Raw genomic sequence first — 16,223 nt, 5'->3', positions numbered from 1 at the left:
TCTCGGATTAATCAGTACGGCCGCTCAGTCCAGGGGCTGGACCGAACCATCCTGGACCGATGCACCGAATGCTTCCTGCATCGCCTGGATGTTCGGGTCGCTGGCGATAGACTGTTCGGCGGCACGCTGTCTCTCGATCGCTTCCCGGCCCTTGCGGCCGGCCAGTGTTTCAGACCGGGTCTCGCCAGCTTCGATATGCAACTGCAGATCGCGTTCAAAATAATCGGCCAGGCCCTTGCGCAATCGTTTCTTCAACTGGTCGGTCAGCATACTGGCGGCTTCGGGGGCGAGACGCAGCCAGATAGCGCCCTCTTCCTGCCGTTCCAGCTCGCAATTCGAAGCCAGTTGTTTGGTCGCGCCACTGATCGGCAATTTCCCGACCAGCGCTGCCCAGTCCTCGTGTGCCAGCTCACCACTTGTTACCGGCCCGGCAGACTCCTGGCCTGCCGCCGCTTTGCCGGTACTGCCGATGCTCGAATTGTCGCCGACCGGCATGATCTGGCCATCACCTGGCTCGGTATCGGCAGCCGGTGAAAACACCAGCATGCGGACCATCAGCATCTCAAAAGCGGTGCGCGGGTCGGGCAATTGCGCGACGCTGACCCTGCCTTTGACCCCAATATCATAGAAAAGCTGCACGTCTTCAGGTGCGATCAGGCCGGTCAGCTCGGCGATACCCTCCGCGCCCGCGGCCGCTTCGGGAACGACCTGGGCCAGCGCCAGCGTCTTCAAGAGCCCCAGCAACTGATCCAGAACATCGCTGTAATCCGGCGCCAGCTCGTCCATGTGACCAATGTGCGCGAGCAGACCGGGCCCATCCTTACCGGCCAGCAAATACAACAACTTGAGAACCTGCTCCCGGGGAATCGTGCCAAGCATAAGCCGGGCGTCAGCCTCGGTGATGCCGTCGTCGCCAAAAGCGATGACCTGATCCATCAGGCTCAGAGCGTCACGCATGCTGCCATCGGCCGCTTCCGCCAACAGCCGCAGACCACCTGCTTCCGCCTGAATCTGTTCCTCTTTGGCGATCAGCTTCAGCCGTTCCTCGATTAAAGCCACCGGCAGGCGCTTGAGATTGAACTGCAGGCATCTGGAAATGACAGTGATCGGCAGTTTTTGCGGTTCGGTAGTCGCCAGCAGGAATTTCACATGCGGTGGTGGCTCTTCCAGGGTTTTCAGCAAGACATTGAAAGAGTGCTTCGACAGCATGTGGATTTCGTCGATCAGGTAAACCTTGTAGCGGCCCCGTGCCGGCGAATACTGGACGTTGTCAAGTAACTCGCGGGTTTCCTCCACCTTTCTGTTCGAGGCCGCGTCCACTTCGATCAGATCGATAAAGCGGCCCTCGTCAATTTCCAGGCAGGAGGTGCATTCGCCGCACGGCGTGGAACTGACGCCCTGCTCGCAATTCAGCGCCTTCGCGAAAATTCTCGCGATCGTGGTCTTGCCCACGCCGCGGGTACCGGTAAACAAATAGGCGTGATGCAACTGATCGCGATCCAGCGCATTGATCAAGGCCCGTACCACATGGTCCTGACCGACCAGCTCGGAAAATTTCCGGGGCCGCCATTTGCGAGCCAATACTAGGTAAGCCATTGTTTTTTAAGCAACTCTTCGTGGCAATATCAATAATTAACAAAGCGGTCCGCGCCAGCCACACCCCGGCACCCGGTAGCACCGCTACCGTTGCTCCCTTCCGGGCCTGGCGGGGTTCACGGCTGACCGTCGCGAGGGAACCGACGCGGACCAGGATGAAACTCTATCCACTTGGCCAGAAATCGCAAGTAAAACACGGCCAAAATGTATACTGGTCGGTGAAACCCGTTGGGCCGCCCCTGACTTCCTTGGCCGCGGATGGATCAATGTACTACCGTATCGTCGCTGACTTCTTCCTGGTTTTCCACTTCCTGTTTATCGTGTTCGTGCTGTTCGGCGGCCTGTTCGCGTTGCGATTCCGCTGGGCGCCGGCGATCCACATCCCCGCCGCCGCCTGGGGCGCCTTTATCGAAATAACCGGCCGTCTTTGCCCGTTAACGACGATCGAAGTCTGGCTCCGGCGCGCCGCCGGCGATGCCGGCTATAGCGAGAGCTTCATCGAGCATTATCTTTACCCGGTCATTTACCCGGACGGCCTGACCCGCGACCTGCAACTGGGATTGGCGGGCGTGGTAATCCTGCTCAATGTCGCGATCTATGGCTGGGTGTTTCATCGGCGCCGCAAGTCAAGACGACCGTAACCGCGTTAGCGTTTCTGATAACATGCTGTTTCCAATCGGGGGTAAGTATCGTGCCGGTCTCACGCCTCAAACACATAACGAGAATCGGTGTCGAACAGATGGCCGACCTGGCCGACAGCCTCGATGATCCGGAGGTATTGCGGCTGGAAAACCTGGATACGGACCTGCGGCCCCCGCAGGCGGCACTCGATTTCACCAAACAGGCGATCGACGATGACGACGCCAACAGCTATTTGCCCTTTTTAGGGATGGATGCGCTACGCCGGGCGGCCGCGGATCTGGTTGGCAAATCATCGGGACTGGAATACGACTGGAAGACTGAGTGCGTTATCAGTGCCGGTGGCTGTGCTGGCATCCTGAACGTTTTGCTCGCCACGCTCGAACCAGGCGACGAAGTCCTGATGACCGACCCGATCTATGTCGGATTGATCAACCGCGTGCGGCTGGCCGGCGGCGTACCGCGCTTTGTGCCGCTGCTCCCCTCTGCAGATGGCTGGCGGCTGGATGCCGAGGCGTTGGCCAGGATTGATCCGGGACCGGTCAAGGCCGCGTTGATGATGAGCCCATCGATGCCAAGCGGCGCGGTTTTTTCCACCGAGGAGTGGCGGACGGTCACCGAATTCTGCCGGCAAGCCAACTGCTGGCTGATCAATGACTCGGCAATGGAACGCATTCTTTATAACGATCTTGCTGTCGTGCACCCGGCATCTTTCGCCGCCATGCGCGACAAGACCATCACCGTCGGTTCGGCTTCCAAGGAGTATCGCATGATCGGCTGGCGCGTCGGCTGGGTGGTCGGGCCGGCGGAGATCATCGCCGATGTCGCACGAGTCAGTATTGCCAACGTGGTTTGCCAGACCGGCATCGCAATGGGTGCAGTGGCTGCCGCAATGCAGGATCTGGACAACGGCATCCAGGCCTGCGTCGACGAGTGGCAGCGGCGACGAGATTTGCTGCTTGATGAACTCAGCGATTATGACGTGATTCCACCGCAGGGCGGCTGGTCGCTGCTGGTCGATGTCAGTAAACTCGGCATGGACGGCGCCACGGCATCGAAACGACTGCTCGAACGCGGAAAAATTGCGGCGACGCCGATGGTCGACTGGGGCACGGAAAAAAGCAGGCGTTATCTGCGGATCGTGTTTTCCAATGAGCCGGTCGCACGGCTCCGCGGCATTGGCCAGCGGTTCAAACAGGCCCTGGGATAGACCCTGTCTTTCGTCTTCGACGGGCAATAGTTACCACAGGCAGTAGTATTGATGCAGCTCAAGGCGAAGCGCCCTGTCAGGAACTAGACTTGAAATACTCGGGCATATTGCCGACGATTGACAACGGTCCTGATCGTCCCAGGATATAAAAACCAACGGTAGAGGGAAGTTCCAATGAATACAGTGAACCAGCTTTTACACGGCAAGGGTCATGAAGTCTGGTCGATTGGGCCCGATGATTCGGTTTATGACGCGATCCACCTGATGGCCGAGAAGGGAATCGGCGCGCTCGTGGTTTTGCGAGACGAATCACCGGTAGGCATCATTTCCGAGCGGGATTATGCGCGACAGGTTGTACTGAAGGACAGATCGTCAAAGGATACGTTGGTCAAGGACATCATGAGCGACAAGGTCGTGTATGCCGATCCTAATCAGACCGTCGACGAATGCCTGGCGGTAATGACCGAAAAACGAATCCGGCATTTACCGGTAATGGATGGCGACCAGATGCTCGGCCTGATCTCGATGGGCGACCTGGTCAAGACCATCATTGCCGAGCAGAAAGTGACGATCGATCAGTTGGAGAGGTATATAACGGGGTAGGCAGTTTTCGTTTTCCCAACTTTACCATCAGCCTCAATCCGGCCAATTCACGTCGAATTTGATCGCCGCCAGTTGTTCGGGGGATCGTCCCAATTTCTCCAGGAAAATATTCCAGCGCGGGCCGGTATGCAGATTGCGATAAAACGGATTCAGGTAATCTGTGATCCACACAGGGTCTTCTTTCTCTAACACTATGTCCAGCCACCTGAACGCTTCATCGAGTTCGCCGGTCCACGCATAAATCTTCGCTATTAGCTCGGCCGCATCATCACTCTCAAGCTCACGAAGCTCAGTAAACGCCGCCGCAAACTCCGTTTGCCGCCCTAATTCATAATAGGCCAGCGCCATGGCATGAAGTTTTTGGTACCCAGGACTTAGCTTCTCGAGCAATACCAATGCCGCTCGCGCATCCCCTTTCAGGAGCAGCGTTTTCGCAATGCTGTAGTCCATGGACAGACCCAGGAGCATTGCAGTACGGGCCCTGTCTTCGGCTTCGGCAAAACGCCCGGCCCTGCGGTAGGCTTTAGACAGGTTATAAAAACAAGGCATGCACAGGGGGTTTAGAGCGACCGCATACTCACCCAGTTCAATAGCTTCCTTCTGCCGACCGATGATTGAGGCAAAGACTATCGCAGTACGGAGAACGTTCTCGTTCCTGAGATCAGTCGCGATCGCGTGTGCTAAAAGCCGGCCTGCAGCCAGCAGGTTTTTTTCGAACATCATGTATCGCCACCCGCGATAGGCGTTCGCTACAGCATCATCCGGATCGATGGACAACGCCATATCCGCGGCTGCAATGGAAAGCTCATGGTCGCCCAGCTGGTGATATGACCGGCTCAATGCATTCCATGCCGGTATATAATCCGGGTCTAGCTCCAGTACCCGTTTCAGCATCGCCACGGCCTGCGGAACAAAGTCATGATTCCACTGGTTATTGAGATGCTGGGCCTGCAGAAACAGGGCATACGCTTCGGGGTCTGTTTTCCTGGTTTTGGGCGCATCGCCCAGCAAGGTGATTTTGAGTTGCTCGACAACATTGGCTGCAATTTCATCCTGGATCGCAAAGATGTCGTCCAGTTCACGGTCATAAGTTCCCGACCACAGGTGCGTGTCCGAGCGTGCCTCGATAAGCTGCACCGTGATGCGGACTTTATTGCCGGACTTGCGCACCGATCCTTCCAGCACATGCGCGACATTCAATCGCTCGGCCACCGTGGGGATATCGATGTCCTTGCCTTTGAACGAAAACGCCGAGGAGCGAGAGATTACCCGCAGCTGTGGAATCTGCGCCAGCAGGTTTAACAGCTCCTCCGAAATACCATCGGCGAAATACTCGTTGCCGGCATCATCGCTCATGTTGACGAATGGCAGCACGGCAATGGATTTCTCGCCATAGGATTCCACCAGCGCGTCCGTGCGTGCTTGTTTGGCGACCACTTCTTCTCTTGCAGTATCCCGCGCCGGATCGAGTACGAACTTGTCGAAGGCGAAGTAGCCAAGGGCCAGCGCGAGCACGACGATAATCGCGCGATCCAGTTTCTTACCCGTGTGGTGTACCAGGGTGCTGGACCGATCCACGTCTTTGTCCAGCTTCAAACCCTCGGGCGTTAGTTCATACAGCCAGGAGAAGATCAGGATCAGCGGGAAGCCGATGGCCAGCAAGATGACCGACAGTCTGATCGACGCATCAGACAAACCGAATACCGGGAAAAGTGTTTCGACGATCTGGATGAGCAGCCAGGAAGCGGCGAGATAGCCAATCGCTACCCGCAGGACATTACGGCGCTTGAGTTCCGAATACAGCGACATCAGTGCTTAAATCCGATCCTGGTTCACCGCCAAGCCTACGTCATTCATTATTCCGACGCTAGCAGTTCAGCCTTGGTGCTTGCCAGGTTGGGGATCAGCTTTCGCACTCAATGATCATGTTACGGTGCTGAATACGTACGTAACTCGCAGCAAGCGATATTCTTGTTTGGTCGTCACTTGAGTGCAGGACTTCATATCTTTTTTCACCACAAAGTTCATCTGCTTTTTCCAGACACTGATCCCAGCCAAGTGTGTTACCTGAACATTCGATCCGGTGCCCCAGGTGGCCTTCGGATGTATAAACCTCACGAGAAGTCACACACGCTGATATCAGCCCGACAAGTAATAACACAACACCCGTTTTCATATCGCCATCCCTTTACTGCTGCTTGACCACGATCGCTTTTTGGCCATGCGGAGCCAGGAATCAGCTCTTACACTGAATTATCATTTTGCGGTTTGTAACAATGCCTTTATGGAGCCCCGGTTGGTTTTCTTGCGCGGCTCCGCTCGTGTCGCCACTTGTCTCCAGAACCTCGTAGCCTTTTTCGCGACATATTTCGCCTGCTTCCACATAACACAGACCCCAATCGAAACTAACGCCCGAACAATCGATGCTGTGCGCTAGCTGGCCTTCTGAAACGTAAAAATCCCGTGAAGAAACGCAACCAGTGATAAGCAGAAAAAGAAATATCACAACGCCCGTTTTCATATACGTCATGCCCTCTTGAAATTCATCCGCCAAGTACCTTGGGTAAATACGGTACCCCGTAGAAGCGAAGACCTCCGCCTTTCATCACCGACATTCGTCGAATCCACCTTGTCTTTCTTTGTTAGAAAGCATAGTCAAGGGTTTGCGGGATTGCAAGATTCTCAATTTCAACGACCACTTTTGTCCGTGGATCCAGGACAATTTGATTTCCGCGGCCTGCGGGGCGATGCTTATGCGTCGAAACCAAGCAAGAAAAAGCTCGGCGGGAGGGAGCAATGACCCCGAAAACAAGCACGATTGCATCCACACTGGCCTGCTTGTGCATGTTGCTGAACATCGCCTGCACCACGACCAGTGGCGTCGAAACGGCTGCCGCCAAGGTGGGTGAAACAGCCATCGCAAAAGGCGACAAAGTGACGGTAATCCTGGTGACCGGCGACCGCTATGAACTGGAGGTCGTCGAGAACAAGGACGAGTACTTCATCGGTACCGACGCAGCCGGGCTTGGCGAGACGATCTACTGGGACGAAGTACACTCGATCGAAGTGACGAAGATCGATGTCGGCAAATCCATCCTGGTCACGCCCGTTGTGATTGCCGGCGCCGTGATCGCGATCGCTGTTCTTGCGTTAGCGGCGGTGGTGTCGATGGGGGCGCAATAAGAAACGATAATTCTTTTGAGCAATCACTATGTCCGTTTTGGAATGGCAGACCTACAAGACTCGGTCTGGACAGGGTGATCGAGCCTTGTTATTCGATTTTCTTCTTCGGCGTCGGCACCAGGTTGACGCGACCGCGCTTGCCCAGTCTTCGTTCGTTCAATTGGGTGACGATCTCCTCTACCGCTATCGTCACCGCCTTGAGACTCCCTTGCCGGCAACCGTTGATCGTGTTGTTGCCTTGAGTAATTACATAGCGATACCAGGTAGCACCTTCCACGCCGGGTGGAGGCTCGGCTCGCTGTACCGATACAATCTCATAGGGTTGTCCCATTTCTGAAAATTCCTTGGTCACAGATAGTCACGTGCAGATCGAACGGCTACCCGCCTCGAGGCCGGGTAACGCAAAATGTCAGTGGATCTTTGACAGTCGGGGAAAGGGCTTACCAGCGATTTCCGCCGCCGTAACCACCACCGCCGCCGGATCTCTTTTGCTGAGGCCTGGCTTCATTAACCGTCATTGGCCGACCATCGTAGTCGGTGCCGTTTAGAGCATCGATTGCCGCCTGAGCTTCGGCGTCACTCGCCATTTCGACAAAACCAAAGCCCTTGCTCCGACCCGTATCCCGATCGGTAATCAGCTTGGCGGACTCCACGGTTCCACTTGCCGCAAATTTATCCAAAAGATCCTGCTCAGTCGCCGAGTAAGGCAAATTGCCAACATAAAGTTTCCTACCCACGATATCTCCTTATGGTTTAAAACCGCGTAAGAGAGGATCGGGGCACAAAATGCCGAAGTCTCAATGGAGCGGCTGAACGCGTCATTGTATCCTGAAACGGTAGCTGGATGGGCAATTTCTGGTATTGACAAGTTAAATACTCAGCCTAAGCAAATTTGGGCAGCTATCGCCTATCACGCTGCAGCGTAATTCCAAGACGCAACAGCACGCAATCGGAAAAATCGATAGTTCTTGGCCGAAACAAGGTGACGGCCAAGATTGAATAAATTGTAAACAGCCGCATGAACGGTCAAGAAGCGCTGGGCCTGCTGCGTCGATTTAAAGCGGCGCATGCCCCGCTCCCGCACCCGCGTCGGTTGATGTGAAAGTTCTGCCCTGTTATTGGCATACTGGGTTGTATCATGAATAGTGTCTGGGATGAGTTCTCGGTGTGCGACCCCATAACTTCTCAACTTGTCCGTCACTATCTTCCTCGGTTCACCGCGGTTATTTTTAAGCAGCCGTTTGAAAAAGCGCTTTGCCGCCTTGCCGTCGCGTCGACGCTGTAGAAATATGTCGACGATTTCTCCATCCTGATCTACAGCGCGCCATAAATAATACTGCCTACCATCGATCTTCATGAACACTTCATCAATGAAAAATGTATCTCCGTATCCCTGGTGCTTTTTCCTCAAACGACGCACATATTTCAATCCGAACTTGTTGCACCATAGACGAATTGATTCATAGCTAACGGTGATTCCACGTTCAGCCAGCAAATCTTCAATATCCCGATGGCTCAGGCTAAAGCGATGATAAATCCATACAGCATATTGAATAATTTCTGGTGGGAATCGGTGGCGTTTGTACATCGTGGTGGATCTTTTCATCCAACAATTACGCTTTATCACCATTTAACTTGTCAATACCCGATAAACCAATAACTCGGCACCCGCACCAGTTCCGTTATACTTAACCGCGGGAGTATTTACTGGAGTGAACTATGAATAATTTAGTGAGAGTAAGTTTCCTGGTTTTTATTTCTTTTGCCACAGTAATTTCCTGCTCATCCTCTTACGATAGCCTGACAGAAGAGCTTGTCAGGAGCGTAATTTCTGAACTTGACGATGCTACTGAAAATATGGATGCGAATGTATTTTCAGATGCATTAAGTGACGACGTAAAAATAGTTATCACCATTAATTTTCAAGGGCAGAGCCAGGTTATCAGACCCTCCAAGCAAGAATATATCGTAATGCTGGAGGAAGGATGGGCTGCGGCTTCGAATTATGAATATACGAGGTCAAACCTGAAAATCGATATGCAAGGCAATAAAGCGTTAGTCACAGCAATTATTAGAGAGTCAATGACCGTTCGAGGCCGGAATATTAACACCAGAACGTTTGAAAAAGTAACCATGAAGTTAATAGACGGGAAGCCGTTAATTACCAAGGTGGTTGGCACTATAGACATGTAACTCACATAACAATGCGAATTCCTATACCAACGGTTGTGCCGGCGTGAGCGGCACAGCGCCTCAAACTCAATCTTGTGATCTGAATCACCGAATCGTTGGCCGGAAACAGCGAAACTGTCGTACCTACGTAGGACGGAGGTGTGCAGGACCAGCGAATCCACAAAAGTACAGGCTTTATGTGCGAGATCGTTTGGTGTACTTGACCAAATGGAATCTGCTATCAAAAAACTGGTTTTTTTTGCATTGTTGGTGGGGGCCTACCAAAATTGGGATCGCATTGACCATTTCGTTTTCGGGCCGCCCACCTATTCGTCAGTCGAGAGCGAAGTCATTCTTTATGCCACCGAGTGGTGTGGCTACTGCCAGAAAACTCGCGAACTTTTCCAAGCGAACAATATTTCGTATGTGGAGTACGATATCGAAAAATCAGAAAAGCACGCGGAGGAACACAGGCGCCTTGGTGGAAGGGGCGTCCCCTTGCTGAAGATCAACGGCTATGTAATCCACGGCTACAGACCGCAATCGATTCTCGTGGCTGTGAACTCAGACTAACCCGTTCACTCGTTACATCGATCCGTCCGCGTAACCCGCTGCGGACGAATCTGCTTCGGCAGACGCAAAATCAACCTCAGCAACGTGTTCGCCGGCCAAATCGTGAGCATCCGGTCTTGCAACCGTTGCTATCATTGGGCTGTAAGAGGGATAAATTTTGGTCCTGATCGGGCCCAAACGGGATTTGACTGATTGGCCGCCCGTTACGGCCTAATTAATGGTCCCGTGTAAGGTCGGTTTACGACCTAGAGCGGACATTCGTATTGTAAAATGTTGAACGGCAGCAAATGATCCAGAACGGCCGTTGAATAAATCTCTAGCCTGGAGGGAGATAAGACCATGTATGTCAACGGATATATTCTGGCAGTGCCCGAGGAAAAGAAGGATGCCTATGTCGCGGCGACAAAGATATTCGCCGAGGTCGCCAAGGATTTCGGGGCACTCGAGATTTTCGAGAATTGGGAACTCGAGGTCCCCGATGGCGAACAGACTGATTACCGCCGGGCCGTAAAGGCCTTGCCGGGTGAAAAGATAGTCTTTTCCTGGGTCGTCTGGCCCGACCGGAAAACGGGTGCCGTTGCGCATAAAGGCATGTGGGACGACCCCCGGATGAAGGATATGGGCAAAATGCCCTTTGACGGGAAGCGCATGATCATGGGTGGCTTCGAACCGATCCTTACCTACCACAAGGGCTGAGGTTTAGGCGAAGGCGCTCGACTTCCAGAGGGCGCCCTATATTTCGTCAGGCGCTTGATCAGATTCGGGCGAAGCTGAACGCGTAGGTCCGTTCTTGGCCGAAAGCAGACATTACTAGGGCCCCGGATACGTCCCGATCATGTTAACCATCCGGCAATCCGATAACCTTCTGCTATACTTAGTAACTGCAACTATATAGCCAAACCCCCAAAAGTCAGGGACGCAAAGCCACAGATCGTCGCTTCCGTTGAGACGCCATGGAAGACCTCCCGAAGTAGCCAGAAACCGATAAGAAACGCTGCGCGGGAGACTGAAAATGACTACAAAAATCGACGGCCGAGCGCCACCTATTCGATTGGGGAAATTTATGCGCCTATTCCTTTCGCTGGCTTGTCTATTTCTGGTGTCCTGCGTCGTCACCAATCTTAAGATTACGGCCGTCGAATATGAGGAAACCGAGTCCCCTATAACCGTTGAATCACCTGTCAAGGCGCATCTTGTAGATGGTTCCACTGTCGTATTCCCAAACGGCGTTACCATCGAAGATGGCATCGTCAAAGGTCAGGGATTCAAGTACGACATCACTCTCGATCACGGTGAACGGGTGACCGAAGTTGATTTCGACGAAGTCGCGGCAATGGAAAGCTACCAGACACCAGTGAATACCGGGGCAACCATCATTTACAGCTCCGTGACAACTGTCGTCGCCGTTGCCGCCGGTACTGCTCTCGCAGTGGCTATTTTCGGCTCCTGCCCCACTATCTATTCACTCGAGGGCGCGGAACCACTACTCGAAGCGGAATTATTCTCCTACAGCATCGCGCCGGGCTTCGAGGCAAGAGACATTGACCGACTGGGCATTGATTCTGGCACGCGAGATTCGGTTGAGTTAGAGGTACGCAACGAGGCGCTGGAAACACATTACATAAATCACATCGAGTTAATAGAAGTTGTTCATTCGGATGCCGAATCGGTCTTTCCGGACCCCAAAGGCCGCCCGATCATCGTCGGCTCGCTCAGGGCCCCGGATCTGGTTATCGATCGCAGCGGTCGTCATATCGATGGAATTGTGGGCGCCGCTGACGGAAAAGCGTGGCGTACCGATGAGGTGCGTCTGCAGAACGTATCCACTGACGATATGGAGGACTATATCGATCTGGAGTTCGAAATTCCAACTGCCGGTAGCAAGGCGGCGCTCGTTCTTCGCCTAAAAAACAGTCTTCTGAATACCGTGTTGTTCTACGACGTCATGTTAAAGGGCCAAGGCTTCAGAGCACTCGATTGGATGAGCGATGACCTGGATCGATTGGGCCCGAAGTATAAGTTGGCGCGCTGGTACCGAAAAACAATGGGCATGCGCGTCTCGATTTGGGATAAAGGCCGATACAGGCAAGTGGCTACGATTGGCGATACCGGACCCATTGCCTGGACTGAACTGGCAATACCGTTGCCGGCCGTAAAAGGTGAAAAGTTGCAGTTACGCCTCTCTTTCGTCGCCGATAATTGGCGCATCGATCACCTCGCGCTCGCGACGGTGGTACGCCACGCCAAAGCCAAAAAAATCCCGGTCACCCAAGTAACCAGCGCAGCGGGAGATGAGCTCAAACAGGCAAGAAAGAACCTGCATGCGGCGGACGCCGCATATGTCATTACTAAACCGGGCGAATATATCCGTTTGCGGTTCGAGGTCGGCGACGCCCCAGAAGACTTCAAACGAACGTATTTTTTGGCCGCCGAAGGCTATTATATTGAATGGATGCGTAAGGAATGGCTGGAGAAAACAAGTGCCTCTGCTTTCGTACCGAATGATGTCTCGCTGCAGGCCGCCCTGCTAGCCGCCTTGCAACTTTGGGAGCCACAACGTGAGGAATTTCGCGAGCGATTCGAGTCGACAAGGATAAACGTTCGATGAGGACGGTACACTCATTACTATTCCTGCTGATGCTGTTCGTTGCGGGATGTAGCGTTGGCGTCCAAATTGAGGATTTCAAGCCAGCTCAGGGACCGCAGGGTGTGCATATTGAGCTAAGGCTCAAAGGCAAGGTGATTGGTGGAAACACGATCTCGGGAGAGCTTCTGGCGGTCCGTGCAGATCGCATACTTTTGAATGTCATTGATAACCCGGATTCTCCGAACGCTAAAAGTCGAGTGGTGTTGATACCGGTGTCGATGGTGAAAACTGCCGAGCCTGAACAGATGTACCGAGTGAAAGTACGATCAAAGCGAAAGGAACTGGATGAGGAGCAAGTGAACCGGTTGCGCCTGGTCGCCCGATTTCCGCAAGGATTGTCTGATGAGATGCTGGCGGTATTGCTTGCGGAAATGGGTCAGGATCAAGTCGACAACTGGGTCAGCAACCTGGCGCTGCCAGCATCGGAGCCGGAAGCCGAACCGGAACCGGAACACGAATAGAGTATGAGTCAAACGTCCGCTTGTGGCCAGAAAGCGACCATTTGAAGGCCGCTCCCGGCTAGTAAACTAGGCGTCTGTGCGTTCAGCGATTTCGAGCGCATCTTCGACCTCGATTCCGAGGTACCTGACTGTGCTCTCTAGCTTGCTGTGCCCAAGTAGCAGCTGAACGGCCCTCAAATTCTTGGTCCTTCGATAAATCAATGTCGCTTTTGTTCTTCGCATTGTGTGAGTGCCGTAGTCCATCGGGTTGAGCCCAATGTCGCCAATCCAAGACCGAAGGCGTCGAGCATATTGCCTCGTCGAAATATGATCCGCGCCGTTGATACAGCTAGGAAACAAGTACTGAGCTGTTCCTAAGTTTGCCTCGTCAATCCATGTGCGAATTGCCTGGCGAGTCTGCTCGGTGATCTCAAATTGAACCGGTCGCTGAGTCTTCCGTTGCATGACCATCGCCCTTCGGGCCACTTGATCGCCGTGCGCAATGTCCCTGACTCGTAAACGGACCAAATCGCAGGCTCGGAGCTTGCTGTCTATTGCCAGGTTAAAAAGAGCCAGATCGCGAGTCCGGCAGGCAAGTTGAAGCCGGATCCTTATAGCCCAGATTTCTCGGAGCTTTAACGGTGGCTTCTGGCCGACCAATTTGCCTTTATTCCAGGGAATCCTGCGATTCGTGTTATTTTCGGGTAGGTGCATCACTGTCTCCATTTTTTTGTGAATGGAGATGTATTGTGCGACGCGTCAATTGGTCGCTTATGACCCAAAGCGGACATAGTCAACTACTTCTATTTAGAGGCGAAATTGTTGTATCCAGCGAATAATTTAACGCCTAGGGGGTTATTAGTGTAAGGAATTTTCTGCATGCGCGCATACCTCACAATTGCCGTAATTCTCCTTCTAAATTCGTGTCAGGGATATGTTGTCCCCACGTACTCGGATTTATCTGATCCATTGGTCGATGACACTGTACGTCCGATCATTGTTTTTGCCGAAGGCCACAATAATTTTGGTGACGATAGGGATTCTTCTAATGCAGAGATGGAACAGTTTCTCGCTAGGGAGGGATTTGAGCTTAGACAATATATGGGAGAAATAACTCGAGAAGCCCTTCAAGGCGTGAGCGTACTTCATACTGACAACGCTCTTGCACCAGAGAATCAGAATCAGGACAACTGGACTCTACCGACACCATCTGCGTTCACTCCTGAAGAAATCGGCATAATCTATGACTGGGTCCACGACGGCGGCTCGCTGCTGATGATCATCGAACACATGCCGTTTGGTGGTTCGTATGAGGACTTGGCAAAAGCATTTAATGTAGAGACCAACAACGGATTCGTATTCGATGAACGTCTCTTAAATGGTTATTCAAAGGAAATTATTTCGATTGCCGGTTGGTTCGTGTTTAGCAAAGATAACGGATCATTGAGTGAGCATCCAATTCTGACGGGCCGGCAACCCCATGAACGCATTGAGTTTGTTGCAACAGATCATGGGTCTGCCTTTCGATTGCCGGAACGTGCCGTATCGCTTATGACTTTTGGATCAGACGCTATATCCCTTGAGCCATCTGTATCTTGGATGTTTGATTCCACGACTCCTCGCCGATCCGTTTCGGGATGGTCGCAGGGCGGTGTCATGAAAGTCGGAAAGGGGCGCCTGGCCGTGCTGGGTGACAATTTCCTGAATATACCACCTTCGCAACTTGCCCCTCCTTACCTGGAAAGTGAGAAAGAGGCCGTTCTCGGCGTTTACAACCCCCAGTTCACCGTTAACGTGTATCGATGGCTGTCCGGACAATTATAAAATCCAGCATAGTTTAGGGCGGAGATAGATGAAGTCATTGCTCGCGACGCTGCATCGGAGACTGGCGCCATATTTCAACAATCTGATTTACGTCTCATTTTGGCCGTGTGCCACCCGTCACTGTATCAAATTGCCAGCGAATTGAACGACCGCTTGTGGCCGAAAGCGGACTGTCAAAAATCGGCTCTTGCTCAAATCGAACGTCCGCTTTACCCCCGGAAGCGGACATTCAGCTAATATTGCCACGAAGGGTCGCTAACGACCCAAAGCGGACGTTCGGCCTATATACTGCACGGCATGATATGCAGCACTTTTGTAAGATAATTTAAGATCAGACGAGACTTCGGCCAATGAATGAATTTGAATATCTTGCAGTCTTCGTCTCAATAATCTTTGGCATCAGCCTGACTCATATACTTGCGGGCTTAATCCGCTCTGTATATCACGGGAAATTTGACGAAACTCGCCTCGTATTAACCGCCTTTTTGTTTTTTGTGATGGTCCTTAATTGGTGGACTGGGTTTTCTTGGCAAAGTCAGGAGGTATGGAGTTTTGATCTATTTCTTGTGATCATCCTTTGGTCTGTTTCACACTATCTCGCAGCTATTACTCTGTACCCGCCGCAACCGGCGGGTATCGATCGTCAATTCGAGTATCGGCGAAATTGGTTCCTGTGGGCCTTCGTTGGTATTGCCTCGATGGATATTTTGCAAACGGCTGCGCGGGGCGATGTATTTTCGCCATGGTTCTATTTGCCTTTCGTGTTGCACTGGATCGCTCTCGCGTTGCTCGCGGTTTTCGTCAATAGGCCAAGTCTTCATCGCTGGATAGCGTGGTACTTTTTAGTTTCTATAGCTGTTTGGTCCTTGCTCGTACGGCGGTTTTTGATTTGATCAAGAATCGCCCAAAAATGTGCTGCACTTGCTGCCTATGCGCACTAAATCGTATTGTCCGCTTCTGGCCGAAAGCGGACATTAAAGCCTGAAGATTTCTAATCCTGGTAAAAGGTCGCTTTACGACCCAAAGCGGACATTCAAAATTTCCCTCTAGTGGACCGACTTCGACCACAATTTGGTGAGATTTCATCCAATTTGGGCCTTCGAGGGCCCCAATCTAGGTAGAATCCGACTTATCTCTTGCTCTCGTACGCGGGGGGAGGCATGGCCTCAGTCTGGACGGAGTTAAGACGACGCAACGTCGTTAAGGTCGCGGTGGCCTATGCCATCGTTGGCTGGCTGTTGGTGGAAGTGGCCTCCGTCGTCCTTCCCACATTCAAGGCTCCAGAATGGATCATGCAGGTGTTCACCTTCCTGGTGATCGTGGGCTTCCCGCTGGC

General features: G+C 52.8%; 19 protein-coding genes and 1 other RNA gene. 12 read left to right on the top strand and 8 right to left on the bottom strand.

Features of this window, described 5'->3' with window-relative positions; all coding sequences use genetic code 11:
- Positions 1 to 24: 24 nt before the first annotated feature.
- Positions 25 to 1,596, bottom strand: coding sequence for a DNA polymerase III subunit gamma/tau (gene dnaX, locus IIA05_05725; GenBank protein ID MCH9026599.1), 1,572 nt, complete (start codon positions 1,594 to 1,596; stop codon positions 25 to 27).
- A gap of 49 nt (positions 1,597 to 1,645) precedes the next feature.
- Positions 1,646 to 1,742: signal recognition particle sRNA small type (ffs, locus tag IIA05_05720), an RNA gene on the bottom strand.
- Between the two features lie 120 nt (positions 1,743 to 1,862).
- Between ffs and IIA05_05715 the strand changes: the two genes are divergently transcribed.
- The 3 genes from IIA05_05715 to IIA05_05705 all read left to right on the top strand — a co-directional run bounded on the left by IIA05_05715 (position 1,863) and on the right by IIA05_05705 (position 4,048).
- Positions 1,863 to 2,237 (top strand): DUF2784 domain-containing protein, encoded by a 375-nt coding sequence (locus IIA05_05715; GenBank protein MCH9026598.1) that lies wholly within the window; start codon positions 1,863 to 1,865, stop codon positions 2,235 to 2,237.
- A gap of 50 nt (positions 2,238 to 2,287) precedes the next feature.
- Complete coding sequence (locus IIA05_05710; protein ID MCH9026597.1) at positions 2,288 to 3,445, top strand: pyridoxal phosphate-dependent aminotransferase; 1,158 nt, start codon at positions 2,288 to 2,290, stop codon at positions 3,443 to 3,445.
- Between the two features lie 174 nt (positions 3,446 to 3,619).
- The gene (locus IIA05_05705; protein ID MCH9026596.1) at positions 3,620 to 4,048 is read left to right on the top strand and encodes a CBS domain-containing protein; all 429 of its coding nucleotides are present in this window, start codon (positions 3,620 to 3,622) and stop codon (positions 4,046 to 4,048) included.
- Between the two features lie 33 nt (positions 4,049 to 4,081).
- Here IIA05_05705 and IIA05_05700 read toward each other — a convergent pair whose 3' ends face one another.
- Together IIA05_05700 and IIA05_05695 are read right to left on the bottom strand one after the other, a co-directional pair.
- Positions 4,082 to 5,857, bottom strand: a complete 1,776-nt coding sequence (locus IIA05_05700; protein ID MCH9026595.1) for a tetratricopeptide repeat protein — start codon at positions 5,855 to 5,857, stop codon at positions 4,082 to 4,084.
- 94 nt (positions 5,858 to 5,951) lie between these two features.
- The gene (locus IIA05_05695) at positions 5,952 to 6,224 is read right to left on the bottom strand and encodes a hypothetical protein (protein MCH9026594.1); all 273 of its coding nucleotides are present in this window, start codon (positions 6,222 to 6,224) and stop codon (positions 5,952 to 5,954) included.
- A gap of 620 nt (positions 6,225 to 6,844) precedes the next feature.
- Between IIA05_05695 and IIA05_05690 the strand changes: the two genes are divergently transcribed.
- Positions 6,845 to 7,231 carry a hypothetical protein gene (locus tag IIA05_05690; protein MCH9026593.1) on the top strand — a complete coding sequence of 129 codons (387 nt, stop codon included), beginning with the start codon at positions 6,845 to 6,847 and terminating at the stop codon, positions 7,229 to 7,231.
- Positions 7,232 to 7,319: 88 nt separating this feature from the next.
- Here IIA05_05690 and IIA05_05685 read toward each other — a convergent pair whose 3' ends face one another.
- The 3 genes from IIA05_05685 to IIA05_05675 form a co-directional block, all read right to left on the bottom strand.
- Positions 7,320 to 7,562: a hypothetical protein gene (locus IIA05_05685; protein ID MCH9026592.1), complete on the bottom strand. Its 243-nt coding sequence runs from the start codon at positions 7,560 to 7,562 to the stop codon at positions 7,320 to 7,322.
- Between the two features lie 109 nt (positions 7,563 to 7,671).
- Positions 7,672 to 7,968: an RNA-binding protein gene (locus tag IIA05_05680; protein MCH9026591.1), complete on the bottom strand. Its 297-nt coding sequence runs from the start codon at positions 7,966 to 7,968 to the stop codon at positions 7,672 to 7,674.
- A 173-nt stretch (positions 7,969 to 8,141) separates the two neighbouring features.
- Positions 8,142 to 8,837, bottom strand: a complete 696-nt coding sequence (locus IIA05_05675; protein MCH9026590.1) for an IS6 family transposase — start codon at positions 8,835 to 8,837, stop codon at positions 8,142 to 8,144.
- A 113-nt stretch (positions 8,838 to 8,950) separates the two neighbouring features.
- On the opposite strand from IIA05_05675, the gene IIA05_05670 reads away from it, so the two are divergent.
- From IIA05_05670 to IIA05_05650, 5 genes are all read left to right on the top strand, one after another.
- Positions 8,951 to 9,424 (top strand): nuclear transport factor 2 family protein, encoded by a 474-nt coding sequence (locus tag IIA05_05670; protein ID MCH9026589.1) that lies wholly within the window; start codon positions 8,951 to 8,953, stop codon positions 9,422 to 9,424.
- 207 nt (positions 9,425 to 9,631) lie between these two features.
- Positions 9,632 to 9,976, top strand: coding sequence for a glutaredoxin family protein (locus tag IIA05_05665; protein MCH9026588.1), 345 nt, complete (start codon positions 9,632 to 9,634; stop codon positions 9,974 to 9,976).
- Between the two features lie 339 nt (positions 9,977 to 10,315).
- Complete coding sequence (locus IIA05_05660) at positions 10,316 to 10,672, top strand: DUF1428 domain-containing protein (GenBank protein MCH9026587.1); 357 nt, start codon at positions 10,316 to 10,318, stop codon at positions 10,670 to 10,672.
- 316 nt (positions 10,673 to 10,988) lie between these two features.
- On the top strand, positions 10,989 to 12,584 hold the full coding sequence (locus tag IIA05_05655) for a hypothetical protein (GenBank protein ID MCH9026586.1): 1,596 nt from the start codon (positions 10,989 to 10,991) through the stop codon (positions 12,582 to 12,584).
- Between the two features lie 29 nt (positions 12,585 to 12,613).
- On the top strand, positions 12,614 to 13,084 hold the full coding sequence (locus IIA05_05650) for a hypothetical protein (protein MCH9026585.1): 471 nt from the start codon (positions 12,614 to 12,616) through the stop codon (positions 13,082 to 13,084).
- A gap of 66 nt (positions 13,085 to 13,150) precedes the next feature.
- Here IIA05_05650 and IIA05_05645 read toward each other — a convergent pair whose 3' ends face one another.
- On the bottom strand, positions 13,151 to 13,777 hold the full coding sequence (locus IIA05_05645; GenBank protein ID MCH9026584.1) for a tyrosine-type recombinase/integrase: 627 nt from the start codon (positions 13,775 to 13,777) through the stop codon (positions 13,151 to 13,153).
- A 165-nt stretch (positions 13,778 to 13,942) separates the two neighbouring features.
- Here IIA05_05645 and IIA05_05640 point away from each other — a divergent pair, with 165 nt between their 5' ends.
- From IIA05_05640 to IIA05_05630, 3 genes are all read left to right on the top strand, one after another.
- Positions 13,943 to 14,887, top strand: a complete 945-nt coding sequence (locus IIA05_05640; protein MCH9026583.1) for a hypothetical protein — start codon at positions 13,943 to 13,945, stop codon at positions 14,885 to 14,887.
- 350 nt (positions 14,888 to 15,237) lie between these two features.
- Positions 15,238 to 15,780: a hypothetical protein gene (locus IIA05_05635; protein MCH9026582.1), complete on the top strand. Its 543-nt coding sequence runs from the start codon at positions 15,238 to 15,240 to the stop codon at positions 15,778 to 15,780.
- A 267-nt stretch (positions 15,781 to 16,047) separates the two neighbouring features.
- Positions 16,048 to 16,223, top strand: a 176-nt coding sequence (locus IIA05_05630) for a hypothetical protein (GenBank protein MCH9026581.1), incomplete at its 3' end; no start/stop codon positions are given.

It is taken from the genome of Pseudomonadota bacterium (assembly GCA_022572885.1).
In the GTDB taxonomy this organism is placed as follows: domain Bacteria; phylum Pseudomonadota; class Gammaproteobacteria; order Steroidobacterales; family MnTg04; genus MnTg04.
This window is presented reverse-complemented; position numbering and strand designations above follow the sequence as displayed.

Bases quoted from the DNA above. Each gene is read 5' to 3' on its own strand.
- dnaX (MCH9026599.1), bottom strand. From the start codon at position 1,596: ATGGCTTACCTAGTATTGGCTCGCAAATGGCGGCCCCGGAAATTTTCC.
- IIA05_05715 (MCH9026598.1), top strand. From the start codon at position 1,863: ATGTACTACCGTATCGTCGCTGACTTCTTCCTGGTTTTCCACTTCCTG.
- IIA05_05705 (MCH9026596.1), top strand. From the start codon at position 3,620: ATGAATACAGTGAACCAGCTTTTACACGGCAAGGGTCATGAAGTCTGG.
- IIA05_05700 (MCH9026595.1), bottom strand. From the start codon at position 5,857: ATGTCGCTGTATTCGGAACTCAAGCGCCGTAATGTCCTGCGGGTAGCG.
- IIA05_05695 (MCH9026594.1), bottom strand. From the start codon at position 6,224: ATGAAAACGGGTGTTGTGTTATTACTTGTCGGGCTGATATCAGCGTGT.
- IIA05_05690 (MCH9026593.1), top strand. From the start codon at position 6,845: ATGACCCCGAAAACAAGCACGATTGCATCCACACTGGCCTGCTTGTGC.
- IIA05_05685 (MCH9026592.1), bottom strand. From the start codon at position 7,562: ATGGGACAACCCTATGAGATTGTATCGGTACAGCGAGCCGAGCCTCCA.
- IIA05_05675 (MCH9026590.1), bottom strand. From the start codon at position 8,837: ATGAAAAGATCCACCACGATGTACAAACGCCACCGATTCCCACCAGAA.
- IIA05_05670 (MCH9026589.1), top strand. From the start codon at position 8,951: ATGAATAATTTAGTGAGAGTAAGTTTCCTGGTTTTTATTTCTTTTGCC.
- IIA05_05665 (MCH9026588.1), top strand. From the start codon at position 9,632: ATGGAATCTGCTATCAAAAAACTGGTTTTTTTTGCATTGTTGGTGGGG.
- IIA05_05660 (MCH9026587.1), top strand. From the start codon at position 10,316: ATGTATGTCAACGGATATATTCTGGCAGTGCCCGAGGAAAAGAAGGAT.
- IIA05_05655 (MCH9026586.1), top strand. From the start codon at position 10,989: ATGACTACAAAAATCGACGGCCGAGCGCCACCTATTCGATTGGGGAAA.
- IIA05_05650 (MCH9026585.1), top strand. From the start codon at position 12,614: ATGCTGTTCGTTGCGGGATGTAGCGTTGGCGTCCAAATTGAGGATTTC.
- IIA05_05645 (MCH9026584.1), bottom strand. From the start codon at position 13,777: ATGCACCTACCCGAAAATAACACGAATCGCAGGATTCCCTGGAATAAA.
- IIA05_05640 (MCH9026583.1), top strand. From the start codon at position 13,943: ATGCGCGCATACCTCACAATTGCCGTAATTCTCCTTCTAAATTCGTGT.
- IIA05_05635 (MCH9026582.1), top strand. From the start codon at position 15,238: ATGAATGAATTTGAATATCTTGCAGTCTTCGTCTCAATAATCTTTGGC.